10 protein-coding genes and 1 pseudogene are annotated in these 22949 nt (G+C 69.3%); 5 read left to right on the top strand and 6 right to left on the bottom strand.

The features are described 5' to 3' along the window. Positions 1-62: 62 nt before the first annotated feature. From GA0074696_RS27475 to GA0074696_RS32120, 4 genes and pseudogenes are all read left to right on the top strand, one after another. A complete protein-coding gene (locus GA0074696_RS27475) occupies positions 63-830 on the top strand; it encodes a sterol desaturase family protein (RefSeq protein WP_088963760.1) in 768 nt (255 codons plus the stop codon). A gap of 254 nt (positions 831-1084) precedes the next feature. Further along, positions 1085-2239, top strand: coding sequence for a hypothetical protein (locus tag GA0074696_RS27470; RefSeq protein WP_088963759.1), 1155 nt, complete (start codon positions 1085-1087; stop codon positions 2237-2239). A gap of 262 nt (positions 2240-2501) precedes the next feature. Beyond that, on the top strand, positions 2502-4655 hold the full coding sequence (locus tag GA0074696_RS27465; protein ID WP_088963758.1) for an MMPL family transporter: 2154 nt from the start codon (positions 2502-2504) through the stop codon (positions 4653-4655). An 11-nt stretch (positions 4656-4666) separates the two neighbouring features. Further along, positions 4667-4786: pseudogene (locus tag GA0074696_RS32120) on the top strand (DNA-binding response regulator); the annotation flags it as partial. Positions 4787-4799: 13 nt separating this feature from the next. Here GA0074696_RS32120 and GA0074696_RS27455 read toward each other — a convergent pair. Together GA0074696_RS27455 and GA0074696_RS27450 are read right to left on the bottom strand one after the other, a co-directional pair. Further along, positions 4800-6335: a SagB family peptide dehydrogenase gene (locus tag GA0074696_RS27455; protein WP_088963757.1), complete on the bottom strand. Its 1536-nt coding sequence runs from the start codon at positions 6333-6335 to the stop codon at positions 4800-4802. A gap of 97 nt (positions 6336-6432) precedes the next feature. Further along, entirely contained in the window at positions 6433-7569 is a 1137-nt protein-coding gene (locus GA0074696_RS27450; RefSeq protein ID WP_157746130.1) for a hypothetical protein, read from the bottom strand. An 830-nt stretch (positions 7570-8399) separates the two neighbouring features. Between GA0074696_RS27450 and GA0074696_RS27445 the strand changes: the two genes are divergently transcribed. After that, complete coding sequence (locus GA0074696_RS27445) at positions 8400-14198, top strand: AAA domain-containing protein (protein ID WP_088963755.1); 5799 nt, start codon at positions 8400-8402, stop codon at positions 14196-14198. Between the two features lie 110 nt (positions 14199-14308). On the opposite strand, the gene GA0074696_RS27440 is transcribed toward GA0074696_RS27445, so the two are convergent. From GA0074696_RS27440 to GA0074696_RS27425, 4 genes are read right to left on the bottom strand one after another with little or no spacing between them, the layout of a single operon-like run. Next, positions 14309-17101 (bottom strand): sigma factor-like helix-turn-helix DNA-binding protein, encoded by a 2793-nt coding sequence (locus GA0074696_RS27440; protein ID WP_088963754.1) that lies wholly within the window; start codon positions 17099-17101, stop codon positions 14309-14311. A gap of 38 nt (positions 17102-17139) precedes the next feature. Continuing rightward, on the bottom strand, positions 17140-19149 hold the full coding sequence (locus GA0074696_RS27435) for an AIPR family protein (protein WP_088963753.1): 2010 nt from the start codon (positions 19147-19149) through the stop codon (positions 17140-17142). Continuing rightward, the gene (locus tag GA0074696_RS27430; RefSeq protein WP_088963752.1) at positions 19146-20153 is read right to left on the bottom strand and encodes a PD-(D/E)XK motif protein; all 1008 of its coding nucleotides are present in this window, start codon (positions 20151-20153) and stop codon (positions 19146-19148) included. The genes GA0074696_RS27435 and GA0074696_RS27430 overlap by 4 nt, the downstream gene beginning before the upstream one ends. After that, complete coding sequence (locus tag GA0074696_RS27425; RefSeq protein WP_088963751.1) at positions 20150-22948, bottom strand: Z1 domain-containing protein; 2799 nt, start codon at positions 22946-22948, stop codon at positions 20150-20152. Before GA0074696_RS27425 ends, GA0074696_RS27430 begins: the two co-directional genes overlap by 4 nt. Between the last annotated feature and the right edge of the window lies 1 nt (position 22949).

Here is a 22949-nt window from a genome sequence, read left to right as displayed (position 1 = left end):
GGGGTCGATTCTTACCGACGCGTTCTTCCTGACCATCGAAGGTCGGGCGCATACTCAGGGACATGGTTGGCGTACTCGACTGGGCGTGGCGACTCGATGTCGGCCAGGTGGTCGGGTTCGCGCTGCTCGAGAACCTGGTTCTCTTCCTGATCGCCGTCGGCGTCGGCAACGCCATGCTGCGGCTGCCGACGGTCGTACGGCTGTTGCCCGATCCCGGCCGGATCAGCCGCCTGCAGGTCTGGCTCGCCGGCGGCGCGATCCTGATGAACTCCCTGGTCACCGTCGGCGGCTGGGCACTGTGGAAGACCGGAATCATCCACCTGAACGCGGACTGGAATCTCCGCGCCCTGGCCGACTTCGTCCTGCTGCTCCTGCTGATGGACCTGCTGATGTACGCCGGTCACGCGGTGGCGCACCGGCCCCGGATCTTCCCGCTCGCCCACGCGCTGCACCACCGCTTCGTCGACGCCCGGCCCGCGACGCTGTACGCGCTGCATCCGCTGGAGATCCTCGGATTCGGTGGGCTCTGGCTGGCGGCGCTCGCCACCCACGCGTTCTCGGTCTGGGCGATCGTCGCGTACACCGCGGTGAACCTCATCTTCGGGATCTTCGGGCACCTGGGCGTGGAGGTTCTCCCGCCGGCAGCCCGGCGCAGCCGGGTGTTCCGCTGGGTCGCCACCCCGACCCTGCACGCCGGGCACCACGTCGAGCCGGCGGTCAACCTCGGCTTCTACACGTCGATCTGGGACCGGCTCTTCGGCACGCTCGCCCCGGACTACGACCAGCGCCGCCTGTCGCCCGAGCCCGAGCCGTACGCCCTGGTGGCCTGATCTGGACGCTCCGGGTCGGCCACCCCGAGCGTGATCAGACCGATGCGCTGCTCCACCACGGCAGACGTCCCGCCGTCACCGCGCCCACCGGCCCCGTCCTGCCCGCCGGTCGCTCGCGCGAGTGGCAGGCCGCTTCCGTGGGTACGCGAACAGTGACCGATTCGGTCCGATGAGGAGGTGAGGGCGTGTCCTGTCCGGGCCTGAGGGGTTATACCCCACGCCATGCCGAATCATCTTCGCGGGAGGCGGCCTCGGTGACGCAGGCGGACAGGAGCGGTTCGGGATGGCGTGCCCGCTGGGCCACCCGCGAGAACAAGCGGCGGCGGCACGCCCACGAGGACGCCGTCGAGGCCTGGTGCCTGCGGGGAATCAAACTGCTCCGCCTGCGAGCGGCGGCCGAGGAGGTGCCGGCCGAATCGGCGGCTGTTCTGCCGGTGGAGCTGCCCGACCACGAGGTGGTCCTCGCCGTGCAGCCGGACGCCGAACTCGTCGACGTCGAGGACGGCCACACCGACCTGCCTACACCCGAGCTCGCCGTCATCCCCGTCCAGCGAACGAAGCGGACCCGACGGTTGCCCAGGGGCGTGCGAGTGACCGACGCCGGAACGGCCGTGGTCACCGACCGCCGCGTGATCCTCTTCGGCCGCGAGGGCGACCGGGAGTGGACGTATGCGGAGCTGAGCGGCCTCGCGCACCACCCGGCGGCGCCGATCAGCCTGCTGCACAGCGTCAGCGGTCGGCCCGTCGCCGGCCTCCGGGTGCCGCTGGCCGCCACGGCCCGCTTCCGGCTGCGGCTGACCATGGCGTACGCCGATTTCATCGGGCAGCGGCGCGTCGTCCTCGCCCGGCTCGACGAGGCGCTGGCCGCCAACCGGCGGTCGCGACCGCCGGCTCCGGCGGTCGTCACGGCGGAACACGCGCCGGCACGAGCCCGCCTCGCCCACCCCGCGATCCTCGCGGCCGCCGTCGCGCTCATCGCCCTACCCGCGTACGCCATGACGGCCGACTCGGCCGGTCCGTCCGGTCCGCGCGGTGCGTTCCAGGGCGGCGTACCTGCTACTCCGGGTGCCCTGCCGGGGAGCGGGGCGGCGCCCAGCGCCGCTCCTGCGGCGCCCGGCACGGCTGCGTCCCGCACAGCGGATCCCGAGGTCACGACCGGCACGCCGACTTCCGGTCCGGCCGACCCGGGCGCGCCCCGCCCGTCCCGACCCCGGGGCTCGCCGACCCGGCACCGGCTCCCACCGCCTCTTCGGCTGTGCCGTCGTCGGTACCTGCGGACCGATGCGGGGCACCGGAGAATCCCTACGGCTACACCTACTGCGGCGGGGTCCTCGTCCGCGAGCCGGCTCCCGACGTGTGCAGCTGGTTCACGTGCGTGGAGGGATTCTCAGCGGGCCGGGGGCACCTGACGGTGTGTGCGGACGGCCGGGTCGGCATGGTGGGCGGCAAGGCCGGCAGGTGTCCCGAGCGCGCCGGCAGGAAAGAGCCGGTGTACGTGTATCGACCAGTCACTGGCTAACACGCCCTGCGCCCCGACGCGTCCGAAAAGGATTGCCCGCCGTAGGTAGGATGCACACGGGGTAGCGAAGGCTGCCCGGCAGAGTGACGGGCGGGCGCCCAGCGGCGCCCCACGCCTCAGATGTCGGTTGTGCCGAACAAACGGGGGAAACCATGTTCGAGCGGCTGGGCAGATTCGTCGTACGCAGGGCCTGGTGGGTGATTGCCGGCTGGGTGCTCGCGGCAGTCGCCATCGTCGTCACCACGCCGTCGTTGAGCGACATCACCTCCGCCGATCAGGGCAGCTTCCTGCCCCGCTCCTACGAGTCCGTGCAGGCCATCGAACTCGCCAAAAAGGCGTTTCCGCAACAGGCCACGGCGACAGCGACCATCGTCATCAAGCGCGCCGACGGGCAGCCGCTCACACCGGCCGACGAGGCGAAGGTGGGCCAGCTCGCCCAGTCGCTGAAGGCGAAGAACATCTCGCACACGTCCGGCTACCTGACCGGCCCGCAGGCCGTGGCGCCGGACAAGTCGGTGCAGGTGGTGAACGTCGGGCTCGACGCCGTCACCCCGGACGACCCGGCGCTGCTCGACGCCGTACGCGACCTGCGGGCGGCCATCGGTCCGGAGCTTGCGGGCAGCGGACTGACCGCCGGCGTGGCCGGCGACGTGGCGAGCTTCGTCGACAACGAGGACACCTTCAACAAGGCCTTTGCCGTGGTCGGCGTCGCGACGATCATCCTGATCATCGGACTGATCCTGATCATCTTCCGCAGCCCCATCGCCGCGCTGCTGCCCGTGGTGGTCATCGGCGTTGTCATGGCCGTCACGAGCGGGCTTGTCGCCGCGGCGGGTAAGGCGTTCGACCTCAACGTGAGCCAGGATCTGCAGACGGTGCTGCTGATCGTGCTGTTCGGCATCGGCACCGACTACATCCTGTTCCTGCTCTTCCGCTATCGGGAGCGGCTGCGTGCCGGGGACGACAAGCGCACCGCGATGATGGTCTCCGTCGAGCGGGTCGGCGAGGTCATCACGTCGGCCGCGGGAGCGGTCATCGTCGCGTTCCTCGTGCTGCTTCTCGCTTCCCTGGGCTTCTTCGGCTCGCTCGGCCCGGCGCTCGCGATCGCCGTCGGCGTCATGCTGGTCACCTCGCTCACGCTCATCCCGGCGGTCGTCTCGTTGCTCGGCCGGTACGTCTTCTGGCCGTCCAAGGCGTGGCAGCGTGCCCCCAAGGCCACCATGGCGCGTCGCCTCGGGACCGCCATCGGTCGCCGTCCGGCGCTCGTCGCGGCGGCATCCGGCGCCCTGCTGGTCGCGCTCGCCGCGGGATCCCTGGCCTACAAGGCCGACTACGACTTCAGCTCCGGCTTCCCCCAGGACACCGAGTCGGCGAAAGCCGCCGCAGACCTGCAGCGCGGGTTCGCCGCCGGCGCCCTCGCCCCGACCGAGGTCTACCTGACCACCGACAACGGGTCGCCGCTGACCGAGCAGCAGGTCACCGACTTCGCGGCGGCCGCGGCCGGCGCCCCGGGAGTGGGCCGGGCGCAGCCCCCGGAGCGCAGCAACGACCCGAGTGTCGCGCGGGTCAACCTGTTGCTCGACGAGAACCCGGTCTCCAACGAGGCGATCACGCTCGTCCGCGACGACCTGCGCGACGACCTGCACGCGGCGGCCCCGCCCGGCACCCGGGCGCTGGTAGGCGGACCTACCGCGATCTTCGCGGACATCAACTCGGCGAACAACCGCGACCTGTCGGTGATCCTGCCGGCGGCGGCCGGCCTGATCGCGCTCATCCTCGCGCTGCTGCTGCGCAGCCTGGTCGCGCCGATCTACCTCGTGATAGCGGTGCTGCTCAACTTCGCCGCCACGCTGGGCGCCACGGTCTACCTCTTCCAAGGCCTGCAGGACAAGCCCGGGATCACCTTCCAGCTGCCGATCATCCTCTACCTATTCGTGGTGGCGATCGGGACCGACTACAACATCCTGATGATCGCCCGGCTCCGGGAGGAGGCGCGGGAGGGGAACGAGCCGCACCAGGCGGCTGCCATCGGGGTGGAACACGCCGGCCCCACGGTCGCGGCGGCGGGGTTGATCCTTGCCGGGACGTTCGGGGTGCTGATGCTCGCGCCGATCTCGTTCCTGCAGCAGATGGGCTTCGCGGTGGCGATCGGGATCGTGCTGTCGGCGTTCGTCATGTCGATGTTCTTCGTTCCGGCGCTGACCGCGCTGATCGGGCACAAGGCGTGGTGGCCGGGGCATGGCGACGAGCGGCCGGTCAGGGGGCGGCACGCGTCGCCGGAGCCGGCGAGCGTGACGAAGGTGTAGCGCGAGTTGTCATCGCGGAGGACCTCGCCCTCCTCCGGGACGGGCTGACGCGCCTCCTCGACGCGTACGGCTTCCAGGTGGTCGAGGCGGTCCTCGACGGGCCGTCCGTGCTGCCGGCGCTCACCCGGCACCCAGCGGGACCCGTCAGCGGGTGAGCCGCCGGGGCCGGCCGGGCGGGCCGCCCGGCTTCGGCCGGTAGGCGGGTAGCCCGATGGCGATGGCGAGCATGCAGGCCGCACGGGTGTCGAACGCATCCGAGACGTCCTGGTCGCAGAACGTCAGGCCGGTGCCGCCGTGACCGAGGGTGAAGGCGGCCAGTTGCAGGCGGCCGGCGGCCACCCCCGCCTCGAACTGGGCGACCCGGTACCCGCGCTCGCCGTACCCGTCGAGCACCAGGTCGAGATCGGCGCAGGCGAAGTCGGTGTACGCGGAGTCGCCGCCGAGCGGCTGGTCGACGCAGAGCCCCTGGCTCAACGTTCGTACCTCGGGCTCCGGCGCCGGCCGGCGCAGCTGGGGCGGGCCGTCGACCTGCTGGTACAGGCCCGGCTCCGTGCCGTGCACCGCGTGGACCGCGACCTCGTGGGAGAGCAGGGTGGTCCCGGTCGGGATCGCGTCGGCGGGGACCGCTCGGGTCGCCGCAGCCATCGCCCAGTGCAGCAGCTCGGCGGGGGCGACCTGGCGGCGCATCCGCCGGGTGGAGCCGCGGCGCAGGATGACCGACTCGATCGGCTCGCTGCCGGCCGCAACCGGTGCATCGACGGTGTCGGTGGCGCGGGGCAGGCCCGCGACGGCGGCCGCCCGCCAGCCGGTCACGTCGTCGTCCGTGGTGAGCTCACCGGCCTGCTGGACCCGGATGACCAGCGGGAAGTCGACCGGCGCGGGGGAGAGCGGCGTCGGCGGGAACTGCGGCGGAGGTAGCTCGACCGGTTCGGCGGCGGCGGTCGCGGTGGGCCGGCCGCAGGTGACCACCGCCACCGGGAACTCCGTCACGCCGTCGACGCCGAGCAGGCGAGACACGGCGGCGTCGACGAAGCCCAGCCGTACCCGCACGGGTAGCCCGTGGCCTTCGGCGACGGCGAGCAGATTCGCCAGCATCGTCCCGGCGTCCCAGTAGACGTGCCGCCAGCCCCGTTCGGCGTACTTCCACGCGGTGCGCCACGGGAGGCCGGTGACGACGAGGGCGAGCGGGCTGGCCGCGACGTCCGGGTCGGCCGTGGCGTCGGCCAGCGCCCGGCGGTGGTCCCCGGCCACGAGTGCCTCCAGGCCGAACACCTCCGGCGCGAAGTGGTACAGCCCGGCGTCGAGCCCGGCCACCTCGCCGGCCACCGCGTACACCTCAAGGGGGTGGAGATTGCCGGCGGAGGCGGCGGCCCGGAACCAGAGGTCGTCTCCGGCGGTTCGGGTGACGCCGGCCGAGTAGAACAGCAGCCGGGCGAGGAGTACCGCGTCGATGGTCGGGTCGCTCGGCGGTACCCGTCCGGACAGGGTCACCGCGGCCGGCGCCCCGGTCGGTGGCAGGTCGCGGGGGAGGGGGTGCACCGGCGCCCCAAGGTGGCGTTTGAAGGGCTGGGGACGGTTGCTCGGGTCCATCGGGACGAACCCCGGGACACCCGGCGGCCGGCCGCCACGACACTGGTTCGTCTGGTGGTGGTAGAGCCGGGTCACCTCGCCGGTGCGCATCCGCTGCGCGTACCCGCCAGCGCCCGGCGTACGCCCGAACGAGCGCGGTGCCGGGCGCGGCAGCCGTCCGCAGCCCGTCTCAATTCGGTGCGGCCGACTAGCGCTGCGGCAGGTACACCTCCCAGCCGGAGGTGGTGAGGTTCGGCACCGGAATCCGGTGCCAGTCCCTGGCCCAGGCGGGCGGAGCGGACTTCTTGACCAGCAGGGCGAAGCGTCCGGTCGCCGCAGCCTGCCGCAGCTGCGCGGTGCTCGCGTTGCGGTTGTATCCCCGGTCTTCCAGCGCCCGGCACCGCGCGTAGTAGGCGATCGGGATGGCCTCGTGGCCGGAGATCACGCACGGCGCTCGCACCCCCTGCGACCGCAGGGTCTGGACGAGGCGGGTCCAGTCGCCGCGGCTGCGGACCTGCTCCGCCACGACGTGGTGCAGGATGCCGGCCTGGATGGCGAGGTGACCGGCGAAGCCCAACGCCACCACGGCGGCGACGACCCGCCGCCGCTGACCGACGGCCGTCGAGAACAATGCGGCGAGCCCCGGGATGGTGCAGACCAGAGCAAGGGCGTAGGTCGGCAGCAGAAACCGGGGTGCGGAGTATCCGATCAGGAACAGGTAGGGGAAGGCCATGGCGGCGGCGATCACGAATGGCAGCCATGCCGTCCGTGCCACACCCGCCCGGTGGGCCGCCCGGACAGCCAGTGGCACCAGCACCGCCAGCGCCAGCCACCACAGCACCGCCGGCCACCGCACCGGGCTGCCGCACGGGCGGCACAGGATCGGCCCGTCCAGAGTGCTGATCACGTGCCCGAGGGAGAACTGCAGCTTCGTACCGCCCTGCACGTGACCGGCCTGACGGATGCGCTCCAGGAGCCCGCCGTAGCGCAGCTCGGCCTCGACCGCCCACGGTGCGCCGCCGAGCACGAGGCCTGCGACCACTGCCGCGGTCAGCCGCCACCGCCGGAACGCGGGCACCGCGACGGTGGCGGCGAGCAGCGGGAGCCCGAGCCAGAAGGCATCGGCCGGACGCATCAGGGCGGCCACGGCGAGGGCGGCCACGAGCCCGAGGTACGCCCCGGGCCGGGCCGGCTCGGCCACGGCCAGCAGGAAACACCCGACCGCTGCCACCGCCGCCATCGCCGTGTAGTGGTTGGGCATTGCGGCGTTCGCGTAGAACAGGGCGGTCCAGAGGCTCGCGTACAGCCCGGCGGCGATCGCGGTGGTGCCGGGCCGCCGGGACACCCGGGACACACCCAGAACGCCAGCCCGAGCGACGCCGCCGCGGTGACGGTGAGGAACAGCCGGAGGACGACGGTGGAATCGAGCCAGGACGCCACCGGCCACACCAGCAGGGTCACGCCCCGGGCGCGCGGTGCGCTCATGAACGCCGGCGGCGCATGGCTGCCGTGCTGGCTCACATAGACGACCTCGTCCCAGCCGAGGTCGAGACTGGCCGGCACCGCGACCAGCGACGCGGCGGCGAAGATCACGCACACGGCGACCAGGGGTCGCGCGCCGGACCTGGATGTCACGGATGCGCACCTCGCTCGACGAGTCACGCCAGGCCGCGCCCAGCGAGGCGGGTGGGGATTGTCCGAGCAGTCCTCACCTTAGTGGGAAACATGACCTACTGGGTCTTCTCCACGAATCTTTGGGTCTTCTCCGCGAATCGACCATCGGTCAGACCTTGATCAGTCCGTAACCTCGGTGATCTGCTCGGGGAAGCCGATGCCGAGCGGGCGCTTCGGGCAGTCGATCGTTCCTGCTCAAGCCGTCGTCCCGCTTGAAGTTCTGACGGTTGGGGGATCCCGTCGGCAGGACCGGTGCGGGTAGTGTGCGGGGACCGCCAGTGGGGAGGTGGGGCGTGATGCGCGTCGGGTGGGGATGCACGAAACGGCCGGGCAGGGCCACGCAATGCCGGCGCCGCGACTGAGGCGAGGCATGCGCCGCCAGGCGTTCCGGCGTTACCGCCGGATGGCCCCACGTTGATTTCTCCTGGCCCGCCTGGACGGTCGACAGATCAGGCCCGCCGACCATCGGATTCCACCTGCTCCAACCATCGAAGGTGATTCATGCTGTCCCGCTCCACGTCCTCGGTCGAGTCGCCGTCGCTGATCCTCGACCGGGCCACCTCGCTGGTCGACTACCTGATGGCCGTGCGGGCGCAGATGGAGAAGCCCGCCCGCACGGTCCCCACCGTCGGCGCATTCTGGCAGCATGCGTTCCCCGATCACCCGGCCTGCGAGGTCGGTGTCTCCGCCGACGGCGCCAGCTGGCTGCGGGTGGGACTGCCGGCGCCGGCCCGTCCGCTGCGGGCGCCCGCGCAGTTCGCGCCGTACCTGAACGGCCCTCTCGGGTACGCCACGGAACCCCGACTGATCGGCGCGGAGGAGGAGATCGAGCCGCTGCGGGCGCGACTCGAGGCGTGGCGGGAGCAGGAGTGGCGGCCGTGGGCCGAGCAGGCCCGACGTACCGAGGAGGTACGCCAGCTGCATCGGAGCCTGTTCGACCTGAAGCACCGGGTCGACATGAACGCCGCCAGCGACGAGCTGGTCTGGGGCCACGGCGTCATCCGGACGGAGGTCGCCGGCCACCGCGTGCACTATCCGTTGGTGGTCACCCCGGTGGCGATCGAGTTCGACGCGGACCGGTCCCTGGTCACGGTGGTGCCGCAGGGCGCGGCCCGGTTGCAGACCGACCCGCTGAGCGGGCTCGACGAGCGCTACCTCGCCCAGTTGCTGGCCCTCGCCGGCTCCGGCGGCCAGCTCGACCTCGACGTGTGGGACGAGTTCACCCGCCGCGAGTTTCTCGAACGTGCGCTGCGCCGCCTCGGCGAGGACCCGGTCATCCGGGACGCCGACCAGACCGCTCCCGTCGGGCCGCACGTGCACGACACCGGCGTGCTGTTCACCCGGCCCCGACAGCGGATGCTGCGCCGCTTCCTGGAACAGCTGCGCGCCCGGCTGCTCGCCGGCGACGACGCCAGCATCGGCGCCCTCGCCGCGATCCTCGCGCACGAACCCAGCAAGCTGCAGATGCCGCAGGACCAGCCAGAACGTTGGACGCCGCTGGGCGAGCGCCTGCTCATGCCGCTGCCCACCAACGAGGCGCAGGAATCGATCGCCCGCCGGCTCGCCCAGCATCGCAACGTCGCCGTGCAGGGCCCGCCCGGCACCGGCAAGACGCACACCATCCGTAACCTCATCTGTCACCTGATGGCCCACGGCAAGCGGGTGCTGGTGGTCGCGCAGAAGGAGGACCCGCTGCGGGTCCTGCGCGACGGCCTGCCGCAGGAGATCCAGTCGCTCTGCCTGGCCGTGCTCGGTCGCTCCACGGACCAGCTCGTGCAGCTCCAGTTGGCCGCGCGGGAGCTCTCCGACCGCGGGGCGACCCTGGACAGGCGGGGCGAACAGCAGCGGGTGGACCGGCTGCGCCGCCAGCTCGAACAGGCCGAACGCGACCTGGGTCAGGCCCTCGGCGGCCTGCGCACCATGGCCGAGAACGAGGCCGCCCACCACGAGATCGACGGCATCCGGCTCTCCCCGAGCGACGTCGGAATCTGGCTACGCGAACGGGCGGACCGCTACGGCGACATCCCCGACGACCTGTCACCGCACCTCGACGCGCCGCTGAGCGCCGAAGAGTTCACCGAACTGCTCGACATCGCCCGGCGTACCGTCAAGCAGGATCGGGCGCAGGCGCTGCGCAACCTGCCGACGGCGGCCGACCTGCCACCAGCGGCGGTGATCCTGACCGACCGGGGGCGACTGGACGAGGCGGCCCGCGAGCTGAACCAGCTCGCCGCCGCCGGCGTGGCCCTGCCGCAGGTCCGCGCCTTCGGCCCGCAGCCCCTCGACGACCTCGCCGGGCAGCTGCGTGAGGCGCTGACCATGCTCGCCGCCCGCGAGGCCTCCTGGACCGACCGGCTCGGCACCCTGCTCCAGGCCGACCCCAACTGGCAGCAGATGTGGCACGACCACGTCCAGGCCTGCCAGCGGGCCCTCGGCGAACTCACCGCCGCCACCCGGGTCATCGCCGGCCACCAGGTCACCGTGCCCGACGCTCACCTGGCCGAGCCCCGCCGCCTGCTCGCGCAGCTCGGTGAGCTGCGGCAACGCTTCACCGCAGGAAAGGGTGTCAACCGGCTCTTCCAGGGCACCCTGGCCCGGCTCGCCGCCGACTGCCGCATCGACGGCGAGATCCTGCGCACTTGCGACGACGTCGACATGGTCGTCGCCTACGTCGGCCGGCAGCGGCTGCGCCAGGAGCTGACCACCCGCTGGCAGGATTGGACCCAGCCGCTCGAGCTCACCGTCCCGGCCGGCGCCCACCCCGAGACGTGGGCCGGGCGGCTGCTCGCCGAGGCCGAAGCCGCCCTCGACTGGGACCGCCGCCGCTGGCCGTCGCTGCACACCACGCTCCGCGGGCTGCTTCCCACTATCGCGGCCACCATCGACACGCGGCGGCTGACTGCCCTCACCGACCTCGTCGCCCGCTGCGCGACCGTCTTCACCCACGACCGGCTGGTCGCCGCCGAACGCGACCTCGCCGCCGCACTCCAGGCCGGCATGTCGGGCACGGACGCCAGCGAGCTGTGGCGGCTGCTCGACCTCAGCCGGCAGAGCGCCGACCTCGACCGCTGGGACTCGTACCTCGACGAGGTGCGCCGGCTCGCCGCGCTGCGCCCCGACGCGCAACGCTTCCGTGAGCTGTCGGCCCGGCTCCGGGAGGCCGCGCCCGGCTGGACCGCGACCATCGACGACGGCACCGCGCCCACGCTCGCCGACAACGGCACGGACTGCCTGCACCGCTGGCAGTGGCGGCAGGCGCAGACCTGGTTCGACAGCGTGGTCGGCAGTGTCGACCCGGTCGCCCTCGGCCGGCGCATCGAACAGACCCGCGAGCGGATCCGCCGCCTCACCCAGGAACTCGTCGTCGCCTCCTCCTGGCTGGAGGTCTCCAAGGCCCTCGACGACCGCCGCCGGGCGGCGCTCGCCGACTGGACCACCGCGCTGCGTAAGATCGGAAAGGGTACGGGGAAGAACGCCGCCCAGTGGCAGGCCCACGCCCAGCGGGCGATGAGCGCGGCGGTGGACGCCGTACCGGTCTGGGTCATGTCCGTGGACCGGGCCATCGAACAGTTCGCCGGCGGCGCCCACTTCGACGTGGTGATCGTCGACGAGGCGTCCCAGGCGGACGTGTTCTCGCTGCCCATCCTCAGCCTCGCCGAGCGGGCCGTGGTCGTCGGCGACGACCAGCAGATCGGGCCCCAGATGGTCGGCGTGGGCGACGTCACCGGCCTGATCAACTCGCACCTGGTCGACGTGCCGTCGGCCGAGCACTTCGACCCGGAGAGCAGCCTCTACGACCACGCGGTCCGCCGCTCGCCGGAACGCATCCTGCTCACCGAGCACTTCCGCTCCGTGCCAGCCATCATCGGCTTCTCCAGCCAGACCTACTACGGCGGCGAGATCGAGCCCCTGCGCACCGACCGCCCCGCCGGCATCGGCGACCCGGTGATCGCGGTGCACGTGCCCGAGGGCATCCGCCAGGACCTCACCACCTACGGCAACGTCAACGTCGCCGAGGCCGAGGCCCTGGTCGCACGGGTCGCCGCGATCGTCGCCGACCCCGCGTACGCCGACCGGACCATCGGCGTGGTCAGCCTGCTCAGCACCAGTGGACAGGCCCTCTACCTGCTCACCCGGATCCGCGAGACCATCGGCGAGGAGGAGATGGAACGCCGCCGGCTGCGCGTCGGCGACTCGTACACCTTCCAGGGCGATGAACGCGACATCGTGCTGGTCTCTCTGGTGGTGTCCCCGCACCAGGGGCCGGTGTCGGCGTTCACCCGGCGCGACCACCACCGCCGGGTCAACGTGGCCGCGTCGCGGGCCCGCGACCAGCTCTGGGTCTTCCACTCCGTGCAGCCCGCCGACATGCGCGAGGACGACGCCCGCGGCCTGCTGCTCACCTACTGCCAGAACGTCACCGTCGCCGAGGAGGCGCACGACGACCTGGAGAAGCGCTGCGACAGCGACTTCGAACGCGAGGTGCTGCGGCGCATCCTGCTCCGTGGGTACCGGCCGCTGCCGCAGTTCCGCATCGGCAGCTACCGGATCGACTTCGTGCTGCCGGCGCCGGACGGCCGGCGGCTGGCCATCGAATGTGACGGCGACGCGTACCACGGGCCGGAGCAGTGGGAGAGCGACATGCGCCGGCAGGGGGTGCTGGAGCGGGTCGGCAACTGCGTCTTCGTGCGCATCCGCGGCAGCGTGTTCAGCCGGGATCCGGAGGCGGCGCTGGAGCCGCTATGGCAGCGGATCGACGAGCTGGGCATCACCGTCCCGGATCCGACCAGCCTCCCGCTGCCCGGATCGGTAGCGGTGATCATCGACTCCACAGGAGTCCCGAATGACGTCCCGCTGGCGGCCGAGAAGTTTCGGCCTCTGGTTGAGGAAGAGTTGAAGGCGGTCGGCGAGGTGGAGCCGCCGACCATCGTCTCGGCTGCCCCTGCCACTGTCAGAGGTGGACGGGCCGAGCGTGAGGCGGCTGCGGACGTGACGCCCCTGCGCAACTACGGCGGCCACAGGCCAGCGGCAGAGGGCGAGCCTCAGGTATCGAGGGGTGTCTCGGAGACTGAAACGTCAGCGACGTTGGCGCCAATCCAAAGAGTGCAGGCACCTGCGGCCGACAACACGTCGGACTCGTGGAAGGGGGAGAACCGGGAACTGTCGGCGCCGGATGAACCGGCGGCACAGCCACCTGAACCGGTCGTCGAACTGCAGGTGCCGGATGACCTGTCGGAGGGCGGGGCCGAGCCGACCTTCAGCCGGGCAGGCCGAGCCGGGAAGCCGACAGCGGAGACAACAGCGAGCAGCGCGAAGGTGCTGGCGAAGTCGCCCATCCCCCTGCCCGCCGAGCCGGCTGCCGCGTCGGTCGCGGCGCCCAAGCCAACGTCACCTGCAACGGCCATGCCTGCTGAGGGAGGGCCTGAGCACCGGGACGCGGTGCCATCCGGATACCACAGCGTGGCGTGGCTGCGGCCGTACGAGGCTCTGGCTGCCATTGAGAGCTACCAGCGGCACCGTGATGTTCCCATCCGGCACGACGGCAAAGTCCTCGGCTGGGCCAGATTCCACGCAGCGACCTCGCATGAGGCTCGAACCCACCGGGCGAATGTCAGGATCGACCGGGCTGATTCAGACGGTCCCCGGGCGATTTGCTGGGTGCGCCAGAACGAGGCGAAGGCTGTCATCCAGGCGGCCAGCACCAGGCGGGACGCGCCTTTTGCAGATCGCCAGGGCGGGCGCGAGGGAATGGTCCAGTACTTTCCTCCCGGCAGTCCTCCGGCCGTCCGGTACCGGAGTGTCACCCGGTTGCTGCGCCTGGTGGGTGACGATGAGCTGGACACGGGCAAGGCGGAAGACCAGAAAATTGCGCAGCCAGCTGCAAGTCCGAGGCTGGGCCGGTCGCCGGGTGATGCGACGGCTGAGCCGGCCAAGCGGGTGCAGCAGACCAGCGGTCGCCAAGCTGACGAAGCGGCGGTCGGAACGACGGACCGGCAGCCGCTGGAGCGAGCCTTCCACCAAGCGATGGTTCGGAGCTATGAGCGGGCGCGCGACGAGGCCAATTACCATGCAGGTCTCCTGCTGAGGATGATCACGGAGAAGGGGGGACTCGCCACTGCTCGGCAACTTCTCCGCAACCCGGCCGTGTCCGATGGGTTCACGGCGCTGTGGGAGCGGGGTCGCGTGGATCTGACGGCGGAGGCGATCGCTCTGCAGCCTAAGTTCCGGTCTCTCTTCACTGACGAGGAGCTGGCTGTGGCCAGCAGTCGCTTGACGGACGCCTCCTCGTACAGCTCTTGATCTTGCGCGAGGCTGCCTCCGCCGCGACGAGAGTCGTTACGGAGGCAGCCTCAGCGGCTCATGCCGACGGCGGACGTTTCCTTCAGCTCCCGTGAAGCCAGCTCAAAGTGTCAGGCCGCTCCTCCGCTGTGTCCGCGTAGCAGTCGGGTGGTGCTCCTGTACCGTTCGGCCGCCTCACTCCCCGCCTCGAAATACTGGACGAGTCCGGAGGTGACATCCCCGGGCCCAAGCACCGGCAATGAGCGTTCCTCCGCTGCCGCCTGAGTGATGCCGAACGCTTCGTGCTCTCGGATCCAGCAGACGATGCGTTCGCCTTGCGCTCTCGACCTTGCCAGCATGACGTTGGCGCGGAACTTGGACGCGTCTCCCGAGTTGTCGTCCACGTATCGGGCCCAACCGGTGATCGCGATCCCGTCGTGCACGGGTACATCGGCATGCAGCTGATATGCCAGCACAGCGGCCTCCGCCTCGTGGGGTCGAACCCAACCCACACTGCGATAACCGGGTGGCACGGGCACCCAGCCATTGTCGGACGATTCCTGCTGGTCACCCGGTCCTGCCTCGGCGTCGATCGGCTCTTCGCTGTCGGTGCCCTCGCTGCCGAGTTCGTTGCGCCCTGTATCGAACTCAGACCCGTCAGCCCGGTCCGCTCCACCTGGTCCCGACGGCTCCGCCGTTGACTTGGAGGTGGGCTGAGCCGCCGGAGACTGATTCGCCCACTGATGCCGGGGGCGCGTCCACACCCGCTCCAACAGGCCTGCGATATCGTCATCGCCCCGCTGCCGGTAAGCCGCCAGAATGCGACGAGGCTTGGCATCGGGCGGAAGATCCACCGTTGTGGCCAGGGACGCCGTTGCGGCCTCCGGGTCGCCTGTCTCCTTGGCGCCGATCAACGCCAAGGCCTGCTCCAACGGGCCCGCCTCAGGGCCCACCGGCGCCTGTAGCGAGACGCTGAAACGACCGTACGGAGCAAATTCGAGAAAGGCGTTCTGCCCCTCGCGCGCTTCAAGTTGATCCAGGAACCTCTTGATCGTGCCGCTTGCTGGCTGCAGCCCTGTCCACCGAACACTCTGTGTACCGAGATCGGACTCCAGCTCCACCACCTCGCCCTGAGCGCATCCAACGAGATTGGCCAGGCCGGACGGTACGGGGAAGCCTGATCCGCGCAAATGGTCGCGGGTGATGGTGATGCGGAGTTTCCACACGTCGTCGTGGCGGAACAGGCGACGGGTGGCGGTGGGAGCCTTCCGGGGGGCTGCAGGGGACTCGCGGCGGCGCACGAGACCCTGCACGATCTCGTAATCGCCGTTGCCTGCATAAGCCTGGACGCTGCTCGGCGACACGTCGAACCGACTGGTGATCGACTCCACGAGCTGACCGATTGCGACTTGTCCGCCGGCAGCGGCGAGTTCAAGGCCGATCTGCTGTCGAATCGACGTGTACTCCTCGACCTCCCAGCTGGCGAGTCCCCAGGTGGCCCTGTCCGTCCTCACGAAGCGCTCGTCGTCGGCCAGCTGGTTGGCCAGGCTGCGGATGCTGTTGTCCCGGCCCATCTGCGCCTGCAGCTGATCGATGTGGAGCGGCTCACCCGTCGCCGCCAGCAACCCCGCAGCGTGATCGTTGAGCGAGCGGGTGCGGGTCAGAATCTGGTTGTTGTGCAGCACATAGCCGCACCAGCTCAACCAGGCGAGCAGCTCGTTCTTTGGCAGGGACGTGGCCGCGGTGACTGCCTCGAGGTCGACCACACCGTGTTCGCTGGCGAAGTCCTCCAGTAGCGTCCGGGTCTGCTCGCGAGCTGAACTGACGTCGGGAGCGGCGGCCCAGCCGTCCGTTACCTCGAAGTAGTCATCGAGGCGGTCCAGGACCAGCCAGAGGGGGACATCAACGCCGGGTACATCGCGGGCGAGGTCGGGGTGCAGGGTGATCAGCCGGTCCAGGGCAGCCACCGGCTGAATTTCCACTCGCAGACTGGCGAGGAGGTTGCCGATGCTCGTGCCGAAATGGAAGGTCCGTGCCAGCAGCTCCTTCAGCTTGGCCTCGATCTGGCGGACCCGCTCACGGGAGACGTCGAACTCAGTCGCGAGATCAGCCAGCTTCCTGGGCGTTGTGCCCAGGAAGCGGTCACGCAGGATCCGCAGCTGACGCTCATCAAGCTCGGACAGGAGGGCGGTGAACTCCAGGACCGGGTCAGGGTTACCGATGGTGCTGGAGATGTCTGCGGCCGTCAGAGAGTTGAGCCGCAGAGCCAGCTCCTGGACCTGCTCAGGTGCCCCGTTCTCAATGACTACCCTCAGCAGGGGCTGATCTCCGCGTCTCCGGATGTGGCGCCAGCTGGCCAACTGCGCCAAATCCTCGAGCAACTGGGTATGGGCTGGCGGTAACGCCGTCGCTGGCGCTGTCTCCGACAGGACCTCGCCTTCGACCATGTCAGCATCGCCTTGGTCGCCTGACCGGACGATGGCCGCGGACACCAGGGCGGTGACGACATCCTCGACCGTGCCCTGACCGGTACCTCGGACGTCATAGAGGCTCCTGACCGACAGCGCTTCCAGTTCGCCGACCGTCTGTACCTGGAGTCTCTGGAAAGCAGTCCGGGCTCGTGCGCCGGTAGCGAGAGTGGACAGCGGCAGTCGGCGGGGAACTGTCGGGAAGCTCCCGCCGAAGGTGGCCTCGGAATGCCTGACAAGAAACAACCTGGCGAGATGACGGCAGAGGTCCTCATGCTCAGCCGTCATCGTCGTGACTGCAGGCGATTCCGTTAGCCACCAGTCCGGCGACGGGGTGAGCTCGGTGAGCTCCCGCGCCGTTGCAGGCGTGTACGGCGCGAGCCAGGGCAGCACCTGGATCCAGGGCGCGTCATGGTACGCCTCGGGAGGCAGATCCCCGAATCCTGCGCTGGTCACAGTGGTCCTCTCATGATTGATCGATGACGGTGGGACGGTCAGGACGCCGGCCTGAACCCGAGCCGCTGGGCCTCGGCCATCAGCCGCAGCGCCTGGGCCGCCTGCTTGTCAGTGACCGTCCAGCTGTTGTTGACATACCGACCCACGGTGTCGGCCAGCTGTCGCTGCCAGGGGTGCAGGTTCCTGGTCTCCTTCGCCCACCGTGCCAAGGCGAACCACTCGGGCGCCGGAACCGCCATCACGGTGGCGACATCGCCCTCGGTACCGTCATCCGACGCTGTTGGGGCGCTGTCCTCAACAGGCTGATCAGCCAGTTCCGCCGCCAGCTCATCAGGGACCGTCCATGGGATGGCGAGCACCGCCTCCCAGCAGTCCGGGCGCTTCGCCCACTCGCCGATGTTGGCGCCTCCTCTGAGCGGGTTGACGATCACCTCGCGGACGGGCGCGCACAGGTCGTCGAGAGCAGCGGCGAGCGCAGGCGACAGTCCTTGCTCCCGCCAGATGCGGTCCAGGTCCACCCGGCGGTTGGTGGCCTCCGCGAGCCGGGCGATCGAGTAGGAGGTAATGTTGATCTTGTAGCCTCCGAAGTCCCTCGCCGCAACGATCTTGTCAGTGGCCTTGAACAGAATCGCCTTGGCGAGCAGACGTTGCGCGTAGCTCTTGTTCACTTCCGGGGCATTGTCGCCCATTCGCATCATGAGCTCGCGGAAGTTCTTCTCCGCCCCTCGGCTCACCAGGTATGGAAGTCCGGCCCAGGAGTGGATGAACTTGGCCGCGTCAGCCTTGGTGAACTTCTGACCGGTCGGATGCAGGCTCTTGAACTTGCGCTGGTTCGCGGGGGTACGTTCGCGGGCCAGGGCGTCGGTGTACTGCCCTCGGGCGCGCTCGTAGAACCACTTCGTCTCCTGCCCGCTTCCGTCCGCTGCTGGCGCCCAGAGCGATCGCGTTACCTGCTCGAGGGCTACATGGAATGGGTGGTTGGAGCTGAAGTCGACGACCGTGACCTTGTTCTGGGTGTTCGAGTACTTGGAGATCTCTGGGACGATCTCCTGCAGGCGGTCGGGGGAGACCCGGGTCAGCTTCATCTGTACGTGGACCCGGCTGAGATCCGCCTTGTCGCGCGTGTGCGCGTAGTGGATCGAGGCGGTGGTCTGACCGCCGTTGACGATCTGCAGATCGTGGATCTTGCTGATCGCCTGGCCGCCCTCGGGCAGTTCGGTGAACTCGACGGTCGAAGCAGTGGCAGTGATGCCGTTGTTGTAGGCCAGAAAACGGTCCGGGTTGTGCAGAAGGGTGTCGCGAATGCCCTTGTTGACCCCACCCTTGGTCTGCAGGAACGACCGGACATTCAGCTCAAGCAACCGTGTGCCGTGCCGACCGTAGAGGTCAGCGAGGTCCTGTCCGGGGATGATCGCCAGGAAGACGGAATAGTTGCGGTCGGTCTCGGGCGTGGCGAGGCAGGGTAGCGGTGGATTGAACTCCACCGCGATCGGCTCGCTGAGCGTGCCCGAGGAGGCCAGGCGGTGAAGCCGGGTGAGGTCCCAGACCTCGTGAGTGACGGTGAGACCGTCCAGCTCGCCGGGTGGCAGCGTCGAGACTCCGCTGACGGTGTCCGTCAGGAGGAACAGTCGGATCCGCGGAGCGTCGGGCAGAGCCTTCTGGACCGCGACGCACATGTCATGCACGTCAGACGATTCGTCAATGTCTTTGGCCAAGCCATCACGGCACTTGCGGACAAAGGTCAGCAGCCGCTTGAAGTGCCCTTCGGCCTGGCTCCGGGTGAGACGGCCTTCCTCTGGCTGGAGGCTGAACTGGGTGATGAACAGATCCAGGGTCCCGAGGGACTCGTTCATCCCGTAGCCGTTGACCTCAAGACCGAGGGCCTTGTGGTACGCGGTGAAGGTGTTCTCCACCTCACCGGCCTGCTCCAACTCATCCAGCACCCGGCGGGTGAAGGTGTCCGGAGCGGTGGCGTTCTCCGCCTCGGCCGTGGCGAGCACATCGGCAACGAGCTCCTGCGCGTAGGCCGACAGGCTGGTCTGGCTCATGCCTCCCCCTTGACAATGCTGGCGACCCGCTGGGCGGAGACACCGTACTGGTCCAGTCCGACAGTGCTGATTCGGTAGCGGCAGCCCCCGACCCCTGGCCGTAGGTCAGCCTCCGTGATGCGCGGGAAGTCGTCGGTGACGTGCCAGAAGTCCGTTCCCCGGACGGTGTAGCGGAGCTCGTCGTAAAGGTGCCGGTGTTCGGAGAGGTAGCCGGCACGGATGAGCAGATCATCAAGTTCTGCTCGTACCGCCGCGGACGGTGACGCCTCACGCAGGGAGTCGACGACGGCGTTGAGCGACTCGCCCGAGCCGCCCCGACGTTCGTCCAGCGAGAGGTGGGCCAGCAGCAGGTGGTCTGTCCCGGTGTCGTCTAGCTGACGCTCGCTCGCGATGACGATGCTCCGGGGGCTTCTCCCCGTTCCGGTCTTGACCTCGATGGCACAGGTGGCCAGTTCAAAGTCCTGATTCGCCCCCATTGGCCCGCGCCAGCCCGACACCGCCTCCTGAGGCGGCAGGACCGGACAAAGGTGGTCGCGTAGGACGATCAGTTCCCCGAACAGACCTCGTCGTGCCTCTTCACTGAGCCCCGTGTCACGGATGGACTGGAGGAGATGACGCCAGTGTTCGAAGCGCTCGATGGCCGCTGTCAGAGCCTCAACGGGGCCCTCGGTTGCATGTGCGGTCGTGGCCACGTCGGCGATCAGCGGATTGAAGACCTCCCGCCGCTCGTCCGCAGTGAGGACGACCCGAAGCTCGGTGCTCCCGTCAGGAGCCGTCGCGAACTCGATCGCAAGACCTCGGGTGCTGGGCAACGACGGATACCGTTCGGCGATCGTCTGACCGGCAGATGCCGGCACCCGCAGAAGGAGCACCCGCCTCCCCGTTGGCTGCTGAACCGCCAGGAAGATGTCGTGCCGCGACCGTGGAAACAGGCGCCGAGCGACGATGCCGTACGGGTGATGCTCAGCCTCGAGAGGCGCCCAGTCTTCTTCTCCGATCCTCACTCGTCCGGATCCTCGTCATCGAAGAAATCGATCTCGAGTTGCCTCCAGACGTCATTGACCACGTACTCGGTCTCGGTCGGGTGCTCCGAGAACGGGAAGCTGATCGCGAAGCCGACCAACGGAGGAACGTTGGCGTCGTTCTCAGCCTCGGGGTGTTCGATCGGGTAGATCAGGAGTAGCGGCTCCTGCACGGGCCGGAACCTCCGAAGCGGCTGCCCGGTGGGGATGGTCGGCTCCTTGAACTCCTTCCCCTTGCGGTCGGCTTCGAGGCGACGCGCTGCGCTCGTCGCTTCCAGCGCGCGTGTTCGGAGCTCACCGGAGAGATCCCTGCTCTCGTCCGCTGGACTGAGCACGCGCTTGATGGTGTGCCGTCCTTCTTCCGGTTCCAAGCCATCCGGACGGGAACGGGTCACGAGGCGAAGTCGCTGGGTGCCAATCTTGCGCGGCGTTCCGGTGGGCGTGCCCACCAGTCTCACCGTCCAACGCGAAAGCTCGCCCACCGAGATGCAGCCACGGATGTACTGCGCAATGAGCGCCGGGCGCACCCGGTAGGAGCCGCGGTCGGAGATGTATCCGTCGAGGAAACCGTCAATGATCTCGGTGGGCGGCACGCCTCGCCAGACCAGGCTGGTCCCGTCGACTACAGGAGTACTCTGCTCGTCCAAGCCGGTGATGAAGCGTTCGAGGATGTCGAAGTTCCGCCGGACAGCCTCGGCATGCAGACTGAACACCGTCGTCTCGGGAAGCTCGCCGGAGTAGCTGAGCCGCACCTTGACGCCGCGTCGCATCTTGTTGGCGGCGGTGACCGCCAGCCCGGCCGGAGAAGCGCGCACGCGCAGTCCAAAGCTCTCCGGCGTCTGGCCGAGGCGCGCCATTTCCGCGAAGTCCTGACGGAGCTCGTTGTCCGCTGCAGTGATCTCACCGTACGAGTTGAAGAGCTCGGACGTCGTGTACAGCCGGCACAGGTCCTCGTAGCCGGGGCGGTAGCCGAACCAGCGGCCCATCTGCAGCAGCGTGTCGTACATACTCGACGTGCGCAGGTAGTAGCTGACGCTGAGGCCTTCCAGCGTCAGGCCGCGGGAGAGCTTGTCCGCACCCACGGCGATGACGGACAGACCGGCCTTGCGGTTCTCGTAGTACTCGAGCGCGTCGCGGGAGGTGCCGTTGACAGCCCGGACATCGATCTTCCGGAGAGCCGGTCGCAGCTCCTTCTCAACGTCGGTCCACTGAACCGGCGAGGCTTCCTCCGCTGAGAACGTCGCACTGGTGGTGGTGAAGTCCCTCTCCCACAGGAGTCGGAGTCGGGCGAGCACATGGGCGGCTTCGCCGCCCATGCCGTCGCGGAGTCGGTCACGCGTCAGGCTGACGTGCTCGTCGATCTGGTCGCGGATCCGGTTCTGTACGCTGACGAACCGCGTGACGTGGACGAGCATGGAGTTGTGCTGCGAGCCCTGTCCCCGTCCCCGACGGGCGGCGCACGTCAGAATGAAGGAGTCGATCGCCTCGCGGAGTGACAGGGGAAGTTCCTCCGGCGGCACCCATTCCTTCTTGTGCCGCGGACGCATCCAGGCCTCGTGGTCATGGACGGGGCGGAAGATCGGAAGAGCTCTGATCCCCTCGTCATCCGGGTCCGTCGCGTTCAGCCCGAACACGCGCTCCGGTCCGAGGTAGTTCGAAGGCGCAGGCAGGCTCTCGATGAAGCTCTCGGGGAACAGGTCGAGCCCGAACGTGTCGTGGTCCGCCTTCGGCTTGATGTAGATGTTGGCGAAGGGCGTCGCGGTGTATCCGACGTACGCAGCCTTGTCAAAGCTGTTGAGCAGATGCCTGATCGACCGGTTGATCGTTGAGGGGTCGGTGTCATCGTCCTTGGTCGTGTCGACGGACGCGTGATCCGCCTCATCGTCGATGACGAGGAGAGGAATGTCCCGCACGACCTTGGACTTACCGTCCCCGACGGGCACGCCCTCAACCTCGACGATCCACTTGCGGACGTTCTCAAGGATGCTCTTGTGCTTCTTGATCACGAGAACGACGGGGTAGTCACCGATCGGCAGGTTGAGGTTCCTGGCTATCTGCTGCTTGAAATCCCCACCCTCCGCGCTGTTCGTCAGTGAGGCGATCTTCAGCCGCTTCACGCCTGGCATCACGCCGACGCCGATGCGTGCGGTGTTCGTGGTTTCGTCATAGCGCTGCTGGTACTGCGTGTCGAAGCCGAGCAGGCCCTCATCGACCCGGAGCTGGGTCTGACTCCGGAGGCTGTTGTGGATGCCGGCCAGGATCACGATGAGCTTGTAACCGGCGTCGGCCGCCTTGCTGGCGAAGCCGATGTAGTTGCCGGTCTTGCCCGACTGCACCTGGCCGACCACGAGTCCGGTACGACGCCAGGCGCCCGGACGTCGGGGGTCCTCGATCTGGCGCAGGATGCGGTCCGTGCTCTGGTCCAGCCGCCGGACGACCCTCGGCGGCATCAGGCGGACGTCTTCGAGGTACCGGCGGTAGCGGTCCCAGAAGTCCCAGCTGCGCTCCAGCTGAGCCTCGGTGAGCCATTCGATGTGGTTGCGGTCGTCTTTCAAACCGACCGAGTCGTCCTGCCATACCGCAACCCGCGACTCGATCTCCTTGAGCAGGACGTCCCTGTCAAGCAACTGGCCGCGGGACTGCTGCATCACCCAGATCGGATCGACGCTCTCCGCGATCTCGTCGTGCGTTGCCTGACGGTCCTGAGGAAGCAGTGCGAGCACGAGCCGGATCGCCTGCTGCATCGCGTCATGGTTGTCCTGCGTCTGCGCGGTCATG

This window comes from Micromonospora purpureochromogenes (genome assembly GCF_900091515.1).
Lineage (GTDB): Bacteria > Actinomycetota > Actinomycetes > Mycobacteriales > Micromonosporaceae > Micromonospora > Micromonospora purpureochromogenes.
This window is presented reverse-complemented; position numbering and strand designations above follow the sequence as displayed.